Genomic DNA, 15,719 nt, shown 5'->3' on the forward strand with positions numbered 1-15,719 from the left:
CCCTCAGGAGAACAGGTGGTCGACCACGCGGGCCGTCGCCTTGCCGTCGTCCTTGGGCGCGTACGTGGCCCGGAAGGCCTCGTAGCGGTCGGCGTGCGCGGCGGCCACCTCGTCGATCGAGCGCAGCGCGTCGATCACCTCGGCCGACGTCGGCAGCACCGGGCCGGGCGCCTGCTCGGCCAGGTCGAGGTAGAGCCCCCGCTTGGCGGAGTACTTCGCCAGGTCGTAGCCGTAGAAGACGATGGGCCGGCCGGTGGCGGCGAAGTCGAACATGACCGAGGAGTAGTCGGTCACGAGGACGTCGGTGACCAGCAGCAGATCCGCCATGTCCGGATAAGTCGTGACGTCGTGGGCGATGTCGGGGACGGCGGGCATGGCCTGCATCGGATGGGCGCGTACCAGGATCTCGTGGTCGGCGCCCAGGGCCTCGCGGGCCTTGGCCAGGTCGAGCTTGACCATGGCGTTCTTGCGGTCGTAGTCGCGCCAGGTCGGCGCGTAGAGCACCACCCGCTTGCCCTCGGCCAGCCCGAGCCGCTCGCGGACGGCGGCGGCCCTGACCTCGCGCTCGGCCGAGTTGAGCACGTCGTTCCTGGGCAGGCCGCTCTCCAGGATCTCGCCCTTGTAGCCGAAGGCCCGGCGCAGCACCGTGGTGGCCCACGGCGACTGCGACAGCAGCAGGTCCCAGCCGCGCACCTCGGCCGCCTGCCGGTACCAGATCGGCGGACGGGGGTCGCGGGCCATGTGCGGCTGGTCGTTGCCGATGCGCTTGGCCGGGGTGCCGTGCCAGGTCTGGAGCACGACCTGGTCCTCGCGGGCGCGGAACCAGGCGGGCAGGAACGAGTTGGTGACGATGTGGCTGGAGCGGGCCAGCGCGGCGTGGTGCTCGCGGCTGCCCGCCCGCACCGCCCGCGCGCCGCCCGGCGGCACGAACGCGGCGTCCTTGACGATCCAGATGTGCTCGCGGTCGTCGCCCCTGCGCAGCCGCTCCTCGTAGATGGCGCGCACGCTGTCGGCGTAGAGCCGGCCGTCGTTGACGACGTAGACGGTCGCGTCGTGCAGCGGCTCGGTGCGCTGGGCCGGGTAGAAGACGCGGCGCAGCACGTGGGTACCGGCCACGCCCCGCTCGTCGTTGGGACGCCCCTCCTCGACCGTGATCACCGGCACGTCGAACCGGGTGGAGATCATCCGGTACGCCCGGCTGTCGACCGTGCGCGGCTCCTCGTCGAGCCCCGGCAGGGCGGCGTGGTCCATCCGGAACGGCACGATCTCGCCCGACGGGTGCCGGAAGGACATGTTCCAGGTGCCCGAGGCCAGCGGCACGGACTCGCCGAAGCGGTCCATGGACGAGGGCGTCACGCGGACGGAGAAGTCGTCGCCCGACCGCTCCATGGGCAGCGAGTACGACAGCCCCGACCGGTGGCGCAACGTCAGCACGCGGGAGCCGGGCGCGTCGGGGTAGTCGCCGCGCAGGACCAGCGTGGAGCCCTCCCAGACGGCGGAGGTGATCACCGGGCGGATGCGGTGGGCGGAGACCACGACGCGGTCGCGCCGGTCGCCGAGCACGGTGATCTCCCGGTCGCCCACCGGAGTGCGCGTCTCGACCAGGTCGCCGAGCATGACGGAGGCCGCCGGGTCGCCCTTGGGCTCGACCCACAGCCGCCGGCCGTCCTTCTCCTGGAGCAGCGCGGGCACGGCGAGCCCGATCAGCACCTCGGTGCCGCCGCCGGACGGCGTGAAGTCGGCGGCGATGCGGTGGCCGCCCAGCCTGGCGTGGCCCTTGGTCACGCTGCGGCCGGGCAGGAAGATCTTGAGTTCGAGTCGTTCGTCCTGGACGGACACGCCGGTCAGCTCGGCCCTGTTGGGCTGGAGCACGACCTGCAGCGCGCGGTCGGACGTCCAGACCGGACGCACCCACCAGCCGGGCTTCAGCTTGAGGCCGGCCGGGCGCTCGGGCCGGCCGATGGCCGAGCCGCGCAGCAGGCCGGTCGCCCGCGCGCCACGGCTCCAGAAGACGATCTCGGCCCGCCACGTCGTCGCGTCGGGCACCCCCGGACGGTGACGCAACCGCCGCCGCACGGCGTGCACCATGCCGCGCACGGCCCCGCGCCAGCGCAGCGGCCACGGGCTCAGCTCGGCGGTGAAGCCGGACCAGTCGTAGTTGCAGCCGGGCTCGCGCGCGCCGTGGGTGGCCTCGGGGGCGAGCACCCGCTTGGTGCGCATGCGGATCGGCGGCAGCCAGCGCGGCCCGCGCAGCACCACGGTCGCCCAGTTGAACCTGCGGCTGCGGACCGACAACCCGGCGAGGTAGGCGAAGCCGGTGACACGCAGCCTGCCGTCGACCCACACGATGTCGTCGATGTGGGTCACCGGCACCATGTCGGCGCGGCGCAGCCGGTAGAGGCCGGGCGGCAGCTCGTCGCGGAAGGGCAGGTCGGCGTACCAGCTCAGGCCCTTGCGGATGCGCTTGGACGGCTCGGCCGCCGCGGTGACGACCTTGACCAGCGTCTCGCCGTCGACCAGCTCCTCGTCGGGACGGTGCTCGATCAGGTGGCAGATCACCCGGCGGGCGACGGGCAGGTCGCGCTTGACCTCCGCGGCGACGCCGGCCAGGTAGGGGCGGATCAGGGTGAGCAGCTCGCGGCGCCGGGCCGGGCCGCGTTTGACCGCGAGGTCGATGCGCGACCCCAGAGGCCCGCTGAGCACCTCGGTGTCGAACGCCGCGTCGCGGCCGCCGGGCCCGACGGCACGCATGACCGCCTCAAGAGGCTCGCCACGATCGCAGAGATCCTGGACAGCCTTGAGGCGGTCGGCGAGCGTGTCGCCGCTGTGGCGCTGGGCTGTGACGCCGGTGGCCATCGTGGAGGCACCGCCTTTCGGGCCTGTCAGTGTTCAGCCCATGGTAATGGGAGTCACATGTCACAGAATCGCCTCAACGGCGAAACCGCAGGTCAGGACCCTTACTGAAAATCGGCTGAACGCCCGTCCCAGCGCGCCTTCCTCATGTCCACCCGTTCGCCGCGCAGCGGGGTGCCCTCCTCGCGCCAGTGGGCCAGGCATCGTCGCAGGTGGTCGGGGGCGGCGCCGCTGCCGTCTGCGTGCACGACCCGCCACCACGGGACGCCGCCGCCCAAGGTGGACATCACCTTGCCCACCTGGCGGGGGCCGCCCTCGCCGAGGTATTCGGCGATGTCGCCGTAGGCCATGACCTTGCCGGGCGGGATGCGTTCGACCAGGTCGAGCACCCGCTCGGCGAAGGGGTTCAGGGGGTCCATGCGGCCGGGCCCGCGTCGATGATCTCGTCGAACTTGCCGATCTCCATCACCGTCCCGCCGGACAGGACCTCGATCACGCCGTCGCGCAGCGCGTAGAGCTCGCCGTCCTCGCCCACCAGGCGGGCGCCGAGTGCGGCCGACAGCCGCAGGAGCTGGGCCACCTGCCAGTCGGAGCCGGGCTCGCCCACGACCTGGCCCTGCCAGCGCGCCACCGCGTGCCGGCCGCCGTCGTGGCCGGCCACGATCTCCTCAGATCCGCGCAGCTCGAAACCGGCCGGCGCGATGGCCTTCGCGAGCTCCGCGAAGGCGAGTGGCGACTCGCGCACCACCCGCAGCTCGTATCCCATGACGCGCGACCATAGCGGATCTTTACCGTCCACGCGGGCGAAGTACGAGCGGTTCATCACTGCTTGCGCTGATTGAGAACGATGATCGCCCCGCAGAACGTCACCAGCGCGACCAGCACACCCCCTCCGTACAGCCACAACCGCCACGGATCGGCCCCCGGACGGGTCGGCACCGGGGAGTCCTCGCCCCGGCCGAAGTGGTCCTTTCCGGGCGCGGTCACGCTGCGCCGCTGACCGGCCAGGCGCTCGGCGGCGTTGAGCGCGGCCCCGGCGTCCACCACGCCGAACCCGGTGTTGTCGTCGTAGCCCGCGGCCGGACGGCCCCGCGCGCTGGCGGCCAGCGCCTGGGCCACCTGCTCGGGCGGCAGGCCGGGAAAGCGCGACTTGACCAGCGCGGCCACGCCGGCCACGAGCGCGGCGGCCGAGCTGGTGCCGTCGGACAGCTCGTACCCGCTGGGCCGCTTGACCACGGGCACCTGCACGCCCGGCGCGCCGACGAGGACCGACAGGTTGTCGCTGCTGAACGTCGCCTTCCTGCCCTGCTTGTCGGTCGCGCCGACGCCGATCACGCCCGGGTAGCCGGCCGGGAAACTCCAGAACGAGGTGCCCTTCTCCTTGGCGTAGGGCGTCTGGCCGTCGTTGCCGACGGCGGCCACCAGCACCACGCCCTTGCTCAGCGCGTACGACACCGCCTCCCGCTCGGATCTGATCGGCCCGTAGGAGCCGATCGACATGCTGACGACCTGGGCGCCGTGGTTGGCGGCGTAGCGCAGGGCGCGGGCCAGCGAGCTCTCGGGCGACTGCAGGTCCGTGGGCGGCAGCAGGTCGAACGCCGGCTCGTCGTCGGTGGCCAGCGGCAGCGACAGGATGCGCGCCCCGGGCGCGACGCCGATCAGCCCGTCGCCGGCGCCGGAACCGGCGATCAGCGCGGCCATGGCGGTGCCGTGCCGCCCCGGCTGCACCTCGCGGGCCACCGCGCCCGAGCTCATGTCCGGCCCGGTCGTGACGCGGCCCTTCAGCTCCTTGATCCCGGCGTCCACCGCGCTGTCCACGACGGCGACCGTGACGCCCTCGCCCTTGGTCACGTTCCACGCCTGCTCGACGTTGAGCGCGTCCAGCACCCATTGCTGCTGGTCCCTGACGGGGGCGGCGGTGGGCCCGAGGAGGACGAGCAACGTGGCCGCGAGCGCCCGTACGGCGGTCAGCACACGTTCCCCTGGGTGCACGGCGGGACCTTGGGAGGATCCGCCAGGAAGTAGGCGATCTGGTTGCCGACCGACTTGGCCGCCGGCCAGAGCTCGCTGTGCAGGATCTCCTCCGGGGGGATGGCGGCCCTGGTGCGCCCGTCGGCGTACCCGGCGGTGGAGAAGACGATGTACGGCCCGGCGCCCACCCAGCCGGTGCGCTGGCGCTGCTCGGTGCCGAACCGTTCGGTCACGGTGCCGGGGAAGGCCACGGGCAGCACGCCCACCCGGTCGTCCTGGCCCAGTTGCTCGCCCGCCGACACCCTGGACTCCTCGTCCTTCAGCACGGCCACGCCGACGGTGATGACGAAGGTGGAGGTCTGGTCGACGTACGTGGCGCGCAGCAGCGTGACGCACCCGTGGCTGTCGAGGACAGCGGCGACGGAGGCGTCCACGCCCTTGCCGCACTCGGTCTCCGGGGCGATGCCGACCCGCCTGGCGTACTGCTGGGCGCGGTCGAGGCCGAGGTACTTGACCTCCTCGGGGAAGACGCCCGTGGCCGGCCACGCCTGCCAGCGCCGGGCGATCTCCTCCTGCTTGTACTGGTTCTGCTCGGACGGGGTCAGCGGGCGCGAGCGCGTCTCGTTGAGCAGCCCGATCGTGCCCAGCAGCACCACGAGGGCCGACACGGCTACGATCGCGCCGACCAGCACGACGAAGATGCGCCGAAAGCGCACGCCCTGCTGGAGGGCCGCCAGCTCGGCGCGTTCTCTGGCCACGGTGCGCGTGCGGGAGTTCGCCGCCGGCCAGGCGCGCACGCGGGCCCGGCGGCCGGTCGACGCCCCGAGCGGGTTGCTGCGTCCCGATGTGGCCTCGCCGGCGCGCGGTAGCCCTGAGGTCGACCTACGTGCCTTCACCACCCTGGCCTCGTTCCCGCGGTTGGTCGGTGTCTATTTCGTCCCCGTTAGCAGGCGGATCATGCGTCGTGTGCGCCGTGGTCGCGTCGTACGCGTCTGACCAGGAAGAAGATGACCGCCAGCGACGCGAGCGCGCCGCCCGCGGCGCCCGCGGCGACGGCCGCGTAGATCGTCACGCGCCGGTGGTCCCTCGTGGTGACCCTGATGGGCCCGGACGGGCCGCCCGCCAGGGGCCGGGCGGGGTCCTGGGCCTGCGGGCCGGTCGCGGTCTCGGTGTGGGTGGCCAGGCGGGCGGCCTCGGCCAGGGCCCTGCGGGCGTCGACGACGCCGAAGCCGGTGCCGGTGTCGTAGCCACCGGGCGGGCGGTCGTCGGCGCTGTCGGCGAGCGCCTGGACGACCAGCGGCGGCGACATTTGCGGATATTTTGCCTTGATGAGGGCGGCGACCCCCGAGACGAGCGCGGTCGCCTGCGAGGTGCCCCGGCCGACCCAGTACTCGTCGCCGGGGCCCGCGCCCATGATGTCCACGCCCGGCGCGGCCACCAGCACCGAGGAGTTCCAGTTGGAGAACGTGGCCCGGCGCAGCCGCCGGTCGGTCGCCCCCACCGAGACCACGCCGGGGAAGGACGCCGGGTAGGAGTAGGGCGCGAAGTCGCCGGCGGTCTTCCTGTCGCCGTCGTTGCCGGCCGCGGCCACCAGCACGACGCCCCTGGAGATGGCGTACCGGATGGCCGCCCGCTCCTCCCGGGTCGCGAGCTCCTTGGAGATCGACATGTTGACGACGTCCGCGCCCTGGTCGACCGCGTAGCGGATGCCCCTGGCCACGACGTCCTCGAAGCGCTCGGCCGAGTTGAACGCGCCGAACCCCGGCTCCTCGTCCTCCAGGATGACCCGTACCGACAGGACGCCGGCCTCGGGCGCGACGCCGATGACGCCCTTCCTTCCGCCCGGCCCGTGGCCGTGCCCGGCGATCAGGGAGGCCATGTACGTGCCGTGCAGCCGCGGCGGCACGACGCCCGGCGGGTTCGCGCCCGCGGTGAAGTCGCGGCCCACGGTCACCGAGCCGGCCAGGTCGCGGTGGTCCGGATCGACCCCGGAGTCGAGCACGGCCACCGTGACCCCCGAGCCCCTGGTGACGCGCCAGGCCGCGGGCAGGTCGAGCGTCTCGATCACGGCCCGCTGGCCGCCGCGCACGTCGTCGGCATGGGCGTGGGCGGGCAGGGCCGCGGGAAGAACCGCGAGCAGGACCGCGGGAGCGGCGGACAGCGCCTTCGCGGCGCGCCGGCTCAGCACCGCCATCCCTCGGCCGCGCAGTCGGGCATGCGGGGCGTGCTGAGGTCGAGCAGCACGCGTTCGGACAGCTCGGCGGCGAAGGCGAAGATCGCCGGACGCGACTCGCCGGACGTGGTCGCGGGCCGCCCGTCCACCTGGCCCGCCGTGGTCAGCACGACGTACGGCCCCGCCTGGCGCACCGTCCCGGCCTGCCGCATGGAGGGGGTGAACCGTTCGGCGACCGTGCCCGTGAAGCTCAGCGGCCGCAGCCCCGGCACGGGCTTGCCGTTGTCGGCGAACGCGCTCCTGGCCCGGACCGCGCGTGCCTCGTCGGGCAGCGCCACCACGCCCACGGTGACGAGCACGCCGCGCAGCGCGTCGATGTAGGTGGCCCGCAGCACGCCCCTGCAGCCCGCCTCGCGCAACGTCCTGACCGCCTTCGCGTCGACGGACTCGGCGCCGCAGCCGGTGTGCGGCGAGATGCCGATGCGCTCGGCCCGCTCCTGCCCGCCCTGCTCGGCCGCGTACGGCAGAGCCGCGGGGAAGACGCGCCCGGCGGGCCAGGCGCGCCAGCGTTCGGCGACCTCGCGCGTGGCGGCGGCACGCAGCTCGGACGCGCTCGGGCCGCGGGTCAGCTCGGTGCCCGCCGCGCTCCCGGCCACCCCGGCGGCCACCGCGCAGACCAGGGTCAGCGCGGAGGACACCACCAGGGTGGGCCAGGGGCGGGCGTGGTTCACGACACCGACCTTAAGCGCCTCGGCGGGAGGTTCCCCGGAAAACGCCTCAGTAGCTGGGCAGGCTGGGGTCGACCGTCTTGACCCAGCTCAGCACGCCGCCGCCGACGTGCACCGCGTCGGCGAAGCCCGCGTTCTTGACGATCGCGAGCGCCTCGGCCGAACGCGCGCCCGACTTGCAGTGGAGCACGATGCGCTTGTCCTGGGGCAGCTTCTCCAGGGCCGAGCCGTTGAGGAACTCGCCCTTGGGGATCAGCGTGGCGCCCGGGATGGAGACGATCTCGTACTCGTTGATCTCGCGGACGTCGACCACGTAGATGTTCTCGCCCTTGTCCATCATGGACTTGAGCTCCTGCGCGGTGATCGTGGAGCCGCTGGCGGCCTGCGCGGCCTCGTCGGAGATCGCGCCGCAGAACGCCTCGTAGTCCTCCAGCAGCTCGGTGACCGTCGGGTTCTTGCCGCACAGCACGCACTCGGGGTCCTTGCGGACCTTGACGTCCCGGTACTTCATCTCCAGGGCGTCGTAGATCATCAGCCGGCCGACGAGCGGGTCGCCGATGCCCGTCAGCAGCTTGATGGCCTCGTTGACCTGGATCGAGCCGATCGACGCGCACAGCACGCCGAGCACGCCGCCCTCGGCGCACGACGGCACCATGCCGGGAGGCGGGGGCTCGGGGTAGAGGCAGCGGTAGCAGGGCCCGTGCTCGGCCCAGAACACGCTCGCCTGGCCGTCGAAGCGGTAGATCGAACCCCAGACGTACGGCTTGCCGAGCAGCACCGCGGCGTCGTTCACCATGTAGCGGGTGGCGAAGTTGTCCGTGCCGTCGACGATGAGGTCGTAGCCGGAGAAGATCTCCATGACGTTCTCGGTGGTCAGGGCCGCGTTGTGGACGACGACCTCGACCAGCGGGTTGATCTCGCGGACCGACGCCGCGGCGCTCTCGGCCTTCAGCCTGCCCACGTCGGACTGGCCGTGGATGATCTGGCGCTGCAGGTTGGACTCATCGACGACGTCGAAGTCGATGATGCCGAGGGTGCCGACGCCCGCCGCGGCCAGGTACATCAGGGCGGGCGAGCCCAGGCCGCCGGCGCCCACGCACAGCACCTTGGCGTTCTTCAGCCGCTTCTGCCCGGCCATCCCGACATCGGGGATGATCAGGTGGCGCGAGTAGCGGCGCACTTCGTCTACGGTCAGCTCTGTGGCCGGCTCGACCAGCGGTGGCAACGACACGTTCTACGCTCCCGTTTCAGGGGGTCACATCTCTAGCTGAAACCTACTCGGCGAGTGGGGCATTCCCCAATCTCGTCTCACCGATCAGACGGCGCGCCTCCGCCGCCACCACGCGGGGCATCTCCATCATCGCCACGTGCCCCGCCGTCGGCAGCAGCACGAGCCTGACCTGCCGGAACGTACGGGCTGCCTTCGCCGCCATGGCCGGGCGCACCAGACGGTCGTGCCGGCCGTGGACGATGAGCGTCGGGGCCTCGACCTTGGCGGCCTGGCGCCACAGGTTGTCCTCGCCCCGCCGGAAGTACTCGGCCACGATGCCCCTCGCCGAGCCGATCATGGCCTCTCCCGCGTACGGGACGTCGTCGCGCCGGCGCAGTTCCTCCACCGCGTCGGCCAGGCGCACCGGGTGGACGGCGTTCATGTTCGCCCAGACCATGGCGAAGGAGGCGTTGATGCGCTGCTCGGCGGGGAGCAGGCGCAGCTTGTCCGCGAACCACTCGCCCACCCTGGGCACGGCGGCGGCGGCCACGCGGACCGGGCCGTACCTGGGGAGCAGGTCGGGCAGGGCGGGCGAGACGAGCGTGAGCGAGCGGACCAGGTCGGGCCTGGCCGCGGCGACCCGCACCGCGACCGCGCCGCCCAGCGAGTTGCCGAACAGGTGGGCCGGGCCGGTGTGCTCCATCAGGCCGATCACCGCCGCGGCGTGGCCGGCCACCGTGTAGTCGCCGTCCCGCGGCGCCGGGGAGAAGCCCGCGCCGGGCAGGTCGAGGGCGTGGCCGGTGACGGTGTCCTTGAGCTCGTCCATGAGGTCGGTCCAGTTGGTGGCCGAGCCCGCCAGCCCGTGGACGAACACGGCCTGCTCGGCCGGGCCGCCGTCGGGGGTGGATCGCACGTGCACCGGGCCGATCATGCGTCCCGGCCAGTGAGGGACCGGCTCCACCGCTGTCATACGTCCTCCTTGTCGCTCTTCCACGATAACCAGCGCGCTCAGGCGGGGTCTGCATTCCGTACAGACGCCGACTTCGCTGACCTATCAGAGCAGCACCGGACATACGGGACGCGCAGGGGTCGCGCCGGCCGGCCCGCGTCGGGGGCGTCGCGGCGGGGCAGGGGCTGGATCGTTCGCCGTCCGCGGGCGGACATGGGATAGGCCCGAAATTTCCGCTCATAGATGTCTAATCGATCTCTTGGCGGCTTAAGTGTGCGGCAAAAGCTGTCTGTCCCCGTTTACCAGGTTCGAGACGGGTAACCATCAGGAACGGATACGGTGCGCGACCTACCGGACACTCTTGGTTAGCGATCGGGAAGTCGTGGTCACCGGAAATCCATCGGGAAAGCGTAACGGCATTTCCCGAACGATCCCGACGACAGCATCGTCCAGCATTTCTCATGCCTGGCGCACAGGTGCGCCGGCGCGCATTTGTCGGCGCGCCGGTAAATACCCGCATGGCCGCCGCCTTCCGGCGCGTATGGCCATGCCGTCATTTCACGAGAAAAGCACGGCCGGCGCTGTCGGAACCCGATGTGATGAGCACTCCGTCATATGCGCATAATCGGACATATCATGGCATTTCATTCGATAGAGCTGTAATGCAAGCAATAAGATTGCTAATGCATAGCAAAATAGGGCCACTCCTGTTTGCTGTAGCTCTGTCTCGGAAATGACATTTCACGGATGGCTCATCAGCTAGTCGTTCAAGACCTGGTTCCCGGCCTCTCGGGAACGTCGAGAACGGGGCAACCAATCCTTTAGGGGGAAAACGCAATGCCCAAGCTCAAAAGTGTTATCGCAGGTCTGGCCGTCAGCACCGCGCTGACCGGCGGCGTGGTCAGCCTGGGCGCGACGACCACCGCCAACGCCAGCACCGCCAACAACGTCACCAGCCCGACGACCCTCAGCTGGGGCGATGGGGACGGTCACGGCTGGTGGCACCGTCGCCACCACCGCTGCAACAGGAACCGCCACGGCTGGGGCGGCGGCTGGGGCGGCGGCGGCTGGGGCTGGGGCGGCGGCTGGGGTGGCGGCTGGCGCCGGCACCGCGGCGGCGGCGTCTGCGTCAAGATCTTCAACGAGAACACGAACGACAACACCGAGACGAGGACCAGCAACGAGCTGCGCGACGACCGTCGGGCGCGCGTCGACCGCGACGACTGATCGTGCGGGAATGGTGCCCGTAATCCATGGATGGTCGCTCTTCACGGCGAAGTGAATCCGACCGGCGAGTACTGGGCTCTCAGGAAGTGACCGCACCCGGACCTTGCTGTCCTGCCTGAGAATCCATTCTCCTCTGTCACCGCGGCAATTCCCGGTGAGGGCTCCACTGGCATTCTGCCAGTGGAGCCCTCACTGCGTTCTCCCTTGAATGCCCTTCCCCTGATGCCGACCCCACGGCCCAGTAGTCCGAAATGTCCGATTATGCACCATGATGCGGCATAGTGTCGGATAAGAGAGGACAATGTCCGTTTGTTAGGCATTCGGCCGGATATATCCCTGGCATGGATGTTCGCTAGCGGGCATCCACGCCGCTCCACAGAAATCCGGAAGGCTCGGATTAAGCGGAGCGGCGAGTACGGGGCAATCAATCCTTTTAGGGGGAAACACAATGCCCAAGCTCAAAAGTGTTATCGCAGGGCTCGCCATGGGCACCGCGCTGACCGGCGGTGTGGTCAGCGCGGGCGCGGCGACCACCGTCACCGGCGCGAGCGCCGCCAGCGTCACCGGCTCGGCCACCGCGGCCACCCTCGCCGGCTGCTTCCGGGAAGTCCGGTGCGGCTGGGGCGGCTGGGGCCGCAGCTGGGGCAACCGCTGGGGCGGCGGCTGCCACCGCCGCTGCGGCGGCGGCTGGGGCTGGGGCCGCGGGGCCGGCTGGGGCTGGGGTCGCGGCGGCGGCTGGGGCTGGCGGCGTAACAACGCCCCCCGGGTCCGCGTCGTCATCCACAACTCCAACCACAACAGCAACCACAACAACCTCAACGTGCAGCGGCACGACGAGCGCGAGCACCACGACGACGACTAGGCGGCGGTCTCACCCGGGGACGGCCCGCCCAGCGAGAGCCCACCTGAGAAGTGAGACCACGCCGACGTAGAAGGAGTGCCCGCATCCGGTCGACCCGCTCTCTCGACGGAGAGCGAGGATCGCCTCCCGGATGCGGGCACTCGACGTGTCCCGCGTCCTTCCCGAGCCGGCCCGTGCCGCACAGGGATCGTCATCCGGTGCCAAGACCGTACGGACAAGAAGGTGAAACGAGTGAGTGCCCGCATTCCCTGCCAGGAGTTCGTTCTCGACGAGAACGAAGGTCCGGTGGGATGCGGGCACTCGGTCGCGCGATCACGGTGCGCGCCCCGGGTTCAGAACCTGCGGTCAGCTCCAGTCACGATCGGCGTCGTCAGTGCGGAGGCGCTGGCGGACGTCATGCGCGATCGCGTCGCGGTTCCGGTTCCGGTTGACGATGATGATCTTGATCCTGGGGAGCCGGTGGCGACGCCAGTTGTTGCGCCAGCCCCAGCCGCCGCCGCCGCACCACGAGCGGCGGAAGCAGCCGGACAGAGTGGTGGTGGTCGCCCCGGTGGTGACGTTGGTGGCGGCTTCGGCGCTGGTGGTCGTGGTCGCCGCGCCGAGGGCGATCACTCCGCCGCTCAGGGCCGTGCTCATGGCGAGCCCTGCGACAATACTCTTGAGCTTGGGCATTGCGTTTCCTCCTAAAGGTTTGGATGCCCCGTTTCTCGACGCTTCCGGATTCCCAGGAAACGACGTGGACGGTATGGCTTGCCATGCCTGCCATCCATGACCTTGATATATCCCTATGAATAGCCAGCAAACCGCAATTGTCCACTTTTGCCGGTAGGCACAGATTCGTATGGCGACTCGCGCACAAACGCAAGTGAGGGCTCCCCGGCCGATGCCGGTGAAGCCCTCACCAGAATTTCCGAAGGCGCGGAGAGAATGAACCCTCCGGCGCGCCGAGCCGTGATTCAGGCCGTTGTCCGAGCCCGGTACCCGGCGGTCGAATTCAGCGCGGCGCCGCCTTCATGAGGATGACGGTTCCGTCCGTCGTCAGCGCCAGTCGCGGTCGTGGTCGCGGTCGTGGTCGCGGTCACGGACCGTCGGGCGCAGGGTTTCGTTGTCCGTCACCCGGTTGCGGTTGAAGTTGCGGTTGTGGATGGTGACCTTCACCTTGCCCACGCGGTTGCCGTGACGGCGCCAGCCCCAGCCGCCGCCCCAGCCGCCCCAGTTGTTGCCCCATCCCCAGCCACCGCACCGGGACCTGCGGAAGCAGCCGGCCTGGAAGCTGGTGGACGTGACGACACCGGCGCTGGTGGCGGCGTCGGCGCTGGTCGCGGTGGTCGCCGCACCGAGCGCTACGACACCGCCGCCCATGGCCGTGCTGACGGCGAGGCCTGCGAGAATACTCTTGAGCTTGGGCATTGCGTTTCCCCCTAAAGGATTGGTTGCCCCGTTCTCAACGCTCCCCGGTTGTCAGGGAACTGCCCTTGGACGACCAGTGATGAGCCATCCGTGAAATGTCATTTCCTGGACGCAGGCATGGCAACACAGAACCGCCGCCTTTTTGCTATGCATTAACAGCCTTATTGCTTGCATTAAACATTTATTGACTGATATGCCATGATATGTCCGAATCTATCATGATCGCCGGGCGGGGGTGTCCGACAAGGATGGGCGGGCTTGGAATCCTGAGCGCCGCCCCTCGTCCGGCGTCGGGTGTCGGTGATCGACCGATTTAGCCGGGGCAATTGGTGCGTCTTATTGTGATTTGAAGACAATATCCGCTTTATGGCTAATGGTCGTTATGTCAGCCTGGACGCGGACGGCCGCCCTCGGCGCATCACGAGAGCCACACCTTCTGTGCCCCCTCGGTCCGAGCAGGCAGCGCACCCCCTGCCACGCGACACCGAGCCCGCCCGACGGCCCGCACACGCAGGTGCATACGCTCAGCCACCCCAGCACGTCGGCCCCGGGAAAGGGCATCCACCGCCATGAGCACGCCCTGCCCGACCTCCCGCCCGGTCGGGCGGGCAGCCACACCCGCCCAGCCTGCTGCTCCGCTTAATCGGACGCGCGGTCACCACCCGCCCAGCCCCCTGCACCGCCCGGTCGGGCGCGCGGCCACCACTCGCCCCCTGCTCCGCCCGGCTGTCGGGCACGAACCTGACGTTGGACGTCTCACCCGACCAACCGCCTCGCCAACTCCCGCGCGGTGATCACCTCACGCCGGCGCGCCTGGTTGGCCCGCCAGGTGCCGTACGCGGACTGATCGGTCTCCTGGATCAGGAAGCGGTCAAGCCTCGCAACGGGATCACCGGGCCGGGATCGCGGCTCGTCGCCCTCTCCACCACCGCAACGGCCGCCTTCGCGGCCCCTGCACGCACCTCGGCGCCGCCCCCAGCCCTTTCGCGTCACCGGGGCCGTGGTGGTGGCCTACTTCGCCATGGGGATCCATATCGGCAGAACGGCTCGCCTCACTTGCCCATCTACGCCGGCCGGTCGGTCTGTCGCCAGGGCGAAGGCGTCCACCCTGGGTGAGGCCGGGCCTGAGCGTGGGGATGGCCGTCGGCATCACGACGGACAGCCCTCGCCGGCCGGCACACGACGCTCGCCGGGTACGCAGTCTTGGACCGGCCTGCCGATCGCCACCCTGACCGCCGTGGGCGACCAGGTCTGCTCACCGTCTCCGGTCAGCGGCATCCCCGGCGGTTGCGACCGCGCTACAGGGCGTACTGTCGCCAGACCGGCGGAGGGGTGGTCAGACGGGTCCGGCGGACACAGGTCTTCACCAAGGCGTCCCGGTTCGTACGTGCTGGGGGCGTCGTCGTACGGGCCGCCGTGGTGGAAGAGGTCAGGCGGACTTGCGGGCCTTGCGCTTCGGCGGGGCCTTCTCCTCCTCCTCGGCCTCCTCCGCCCCCTTCGACGCCTTGGCGGACTTGCCGCCGCCCGCCGCCTTCTTCGGTTTGGCCGGTTCCCCGGTCCGCTCCCGTTTCGCGGCCTCGACGCTGGCGCGCAGGGCGGCCATGAGGTCCACCGCCGGCCCCGCCTCTTCCTCCTCCGGCGCCGCGACGACCTCCTTGCCCGCCACCTTCGCCTCGATCACCTGCTGCAACGCCTCGCGGTACGTGTCGTGGTACTCGCTCGGGTCGAAGTCCGACTCCATGGTGGTGATCAGGGACTCGGCCATCTTGAGCTCCTGGGCCCGGACCTCGATGTCCTCCTCCAGGAACTCGAAGTCGGGGGCGCGGATCTCGTCCGGCCACAACATGGTCTCCAGGACGAACACCCCGTCCCGTACGCGCAGGGTGGCCAGCGACTCCCGCTGCCGCAGCGCCACCTTGACCACGGCCACCTGTCCCGAGCTCTCCAGGGCGTCGCGCAACAGCACGTACGGCTTCGCGCCCTGCGCGTCGGGCTCCAGGTAGTACGACTTGGCGAAGTAGATGGGGTCGATCTGCTCAGCCGGGGTGAACTGCAGGACGTCGATCCTGCGCGACGTGCTCAGCGGCAGGTCCTCGAAGTCCTCGTCGGTGAGCACCACCATCTCGCCCGTGGCCAGTTCGTACCCCTTGGCGATGTCCGCGTACGGGACCTCCTCGCCGTCGACCGTGCACACGCGTTTGTAGCGGATCCGGCCGCCGTCGTCCCGGTGGACCTGGTGGAAGCTGACGTCTTTCTGCTCGGTCGCCGAGTAGAGCTTCACGGGGATGGTGACCAGCCCGAAGGAGATCGCACCTTTCCAGATGCTGCGCATGGGC

General features: G+C 70.5%; 14 protein-coding genes. 2 read left to right on the forward strand and 12 right to left on the reverse strand.

The window, feature by feature from the left end:
- Window positions 1-3: 3 nt before the first annotated feature.
- From ABT158_RS12300 to ABT158_RS12340, 9 genes are all read right to left on the reverse strand, one after another.
- Complete coding sequence (locus ABT158_RS12300) at window positions 4-2,856, reverse strand: CDP-glycerol glycerophosphotransferase family protein (protein ID WP_352352832.1); 2,853 nt, start codon at window positions 2,854-2,856, stop codon at window positions 4-6.
- Between the two features lie 101 nt (window positions 2,857-2,957).
- Entirely contained in the window at window positions 2,958-3,272 is a 315-nt protein-coding gene (locus tag ABT158_RS12305; protein WP_352352833.1) for an MGMT family protein, read from the reverse strand.
- Window positions 3,260-3,619, reverse strand: a complete 360-nt coding sequence (locus tag ABT158_RS12310; protein WP_352319288.1) for a hypothetical protein — start codon at window positions 3,617-3,619, stop codon at window positions 3,260-3,262. Before ABT158_RS12310 ends, ABT158_RS12305 begins: the two co-directional genes overlap by 13 nt.
- A gap of 56 nt (window positions 3,620-3,675) precedes the next feature.
- Window positions 3,676-4,845, reverse strand: coding sequence for a S8 family serine peptidase (locus ABT158_RS12315; protein ID WP_352352834.1), 1,170 nt, complete (start codon window positions 4,843-4,845; stop codon window positions 3,676-3,678).
- Window positions 4,821-5,720, reverse strand: coding sequence for a hypothetical protein (locus tag ABT158_RS12320; protein WP_352352835.1), 900 nt, complete (start codon window positions 5,718-5,720; stop codon window positions 4,821-4,823). Before ABT158_RS12320 ends, ABT158_RS12315 begins: the two co-directional genes overlap by 25 nt.
- 59 nt (window positions 5,721-5,779) lie before the next feature.
- Complete coding sequence (locus ABT158_RS12325; RefSeq protein ID WP_352352836.1) at window positions 5,780-7,012, reverse strand: S8 family serine peptidase; 1,233 nt, start codon at window positions 7,010-7,012, stop codon at window positions 5,780-5,782.
- Entirely contained in the window at window positions 7,006-7,728 is a 723-nt protein-coding gene (locus ABT158_RS12330) for a hypothetical protein (protein ID WP_352352837.1), read from the reverse strand. The genes ABT158_RS12325 and ABT158_RS12330 overlap by 7 nt, the downstream gene beginning before the upstream one ends.
- Before the next feature lie 46 nt (window positions 7,729-7,774).
- Window positions 7,775-8,956 carry an adenylyltransferase/sulfurtransferase MoeZ gene (gene moeZ / locus ABT158_RS12335; protein WP_352352838.1) on the reverse strand — a complete coding sequence of 394 codons (1,182 nt, stop codon included), beginning with the start codon at window positions 8,954-8,956 and terminating at the stop codon, window positions 7,775-7,777.
- A gap of 43 nt (window positions 8,957-8,999) precedes the next feature.
- Window positions 9,000-9,905, reverse strand: coding sequence for an alpha/beta fold hydrolase (locus ABT158_RS12340; protein WP_352352839.1), 906 nt, complete (start codon window positions 9,903-9,905; stop codon window positions 9,000-9,002).
- 816 nt (window positions 9,906-10,721) lie between these two features.
- On the opposite strand from ABT158_RS12340, the gene ABT158_RS12345 reads away from it, so the two are divergent.
- Both ABT158_RS12345 and ABT158_RS12350 read left to right on the forward strand, forming a co-directional pair.
- Window positions 10,722-11,111: a hypothetical protein gene (locus ABT158_RS12345; protein WP_352352840.1), complete on the forward strand. Its 390-nt coding sequence runs from the start codon at window positions 10,722-10,724 to the stop codon at window positions 11,109-11,111.
- Window positions 11,112-11,559: 448 nt separating this feature from the next.
- Window positions 11,560-11,973, forward strand: coding sequence for a hypothetical protein (locus tag ABT158_RS12350; RefSeq protein ID WP_352352841.1), 414 nt, complete (start codon window positions 11,560-11,562; stop codon window positions 11,971-11,973).
- A 345-nt stretch (window positions 11,974-12,318) separates the two neighbouring features.
- On the opposite strand, the gene ABT158_RS12355 is transcribed toward ABT158_RS12350, so the two are convergent.
- From ABT158_RS12355 to ku, 3 genes are all read right to left on the reverse strand, one after another.
- Window positions 12,319-12,645, reverse strand: a complete 327-nt coding sequence (locus ABT158_RS12355; RefSeq protein WP_352352842.1) for a hypothetical protein — start codon at window positions 12,643-12,645, stop codon at window positions 12,319-12,321.
- 366 nt (window positions 12,646-13,011) lie between these two features.
- Window positions 13,012-13,383, reverse strand: a complete 372-nt coding sequence (locus ABT158_RS12360; protein WP_352352843.1) for a hypothetical protein — start codon at window positions 13,381-13,383, stop codon at window positions 13,012-13,014.
- Window positions 13,384-14,812: 1,429 nt separating this feature from the next.
- Window positions 14,813-15,715 carry a non-homologous end joining protein Ku gene (ku, locus tag ABT158_RS12365; RefSeq protein WP_352352844.1) on the reverse strand — a complete coding sequence of 301 codons (903 nt, stop codon included), beginning with the start codon at window positions 15,713-15,715 and terminating at the stop codon, window positions 14,813-14,815.
- Window positions 15,716-15,719 lie beyond the last annotated feature (4 nt).

Origin of the sequence: Nonomuraea sp. NPDC001636 (assembly GCF_040298265.1) — a bacterium.
Taxonomy (GTDB): domain Bacteria; phylum Actinomycetota; class Actinomycetes; order Streptosporangiales; family Streptosporangiaceae; genus Nonomuraea.

Bases quoted from the DNA above. Each gene is read 5' to 3' on its own strand.
- ku (WP_352352844.1), bottom strand. From the start codon at position 15,715: ATGCGCAGCATCTGGAAAGGTGCGATCTCCTTCGGGCTGGTCACCATC.
- ABT158_RS12310 (WP_352319288.1), bottom strand. From the start codon at position 3,619: ATGGGATACGAGCTGCGGGTGGTGCGCGAGTCGCCACTCGCCTTCGCG.
- ABT158_RS12305 (WP_352352833.1), bottom strand. From the start codon at position 3,272: ATGGACCCCCTGAACCCCTTCGCCGAGCGGGTGCTCGACCTGGTCGAA.
- ABT158_RS12300 (WP_352352832.1), bottom strand. From the start codon at position 2,856: ATGGCCACCGGCGTCACAGCCCAGCGCCACAGCGGCGACACGCTCGCC.
- ABT158_RS12345 (WP_352352840.1), top strand. From the start codon at position 10,722: ATGCCCAAGCTCAAAAGTGTTATCGCAGGTCTGGCCGTCAGCACCGCG.
- ABT158_RS12360 (WP_352352843.1), bottom strand. From the start codon at position 13,383: ATGCCCAAGCTCAAGAGTATTCTCGCAGGCCTCGCCGTCAGCACGGCC.
- ABT158_RS12355 (WP_352352842.1), bottom strand. From the start codon at position 12,645: ATGCCCAAGCTCAAGAGTATTGTCGCAGGGCTCGCCATGAGCACGGCC.
- ABT158_RS12340 (WP_352352839.1), bottom strand. From the start codon at position 9,905: ATGACAGCGGTGGAGCCGGTCCCTCACTGGCCGGGACGCATGATCGGC.
- ABT158_RS12350 (WP_352352841.1), top strand. From the start codon at position 11,560: ATGCCCAAGCTCAAAAGTGTTATCGCAGGGCTCGCCATGGGCACCGCG.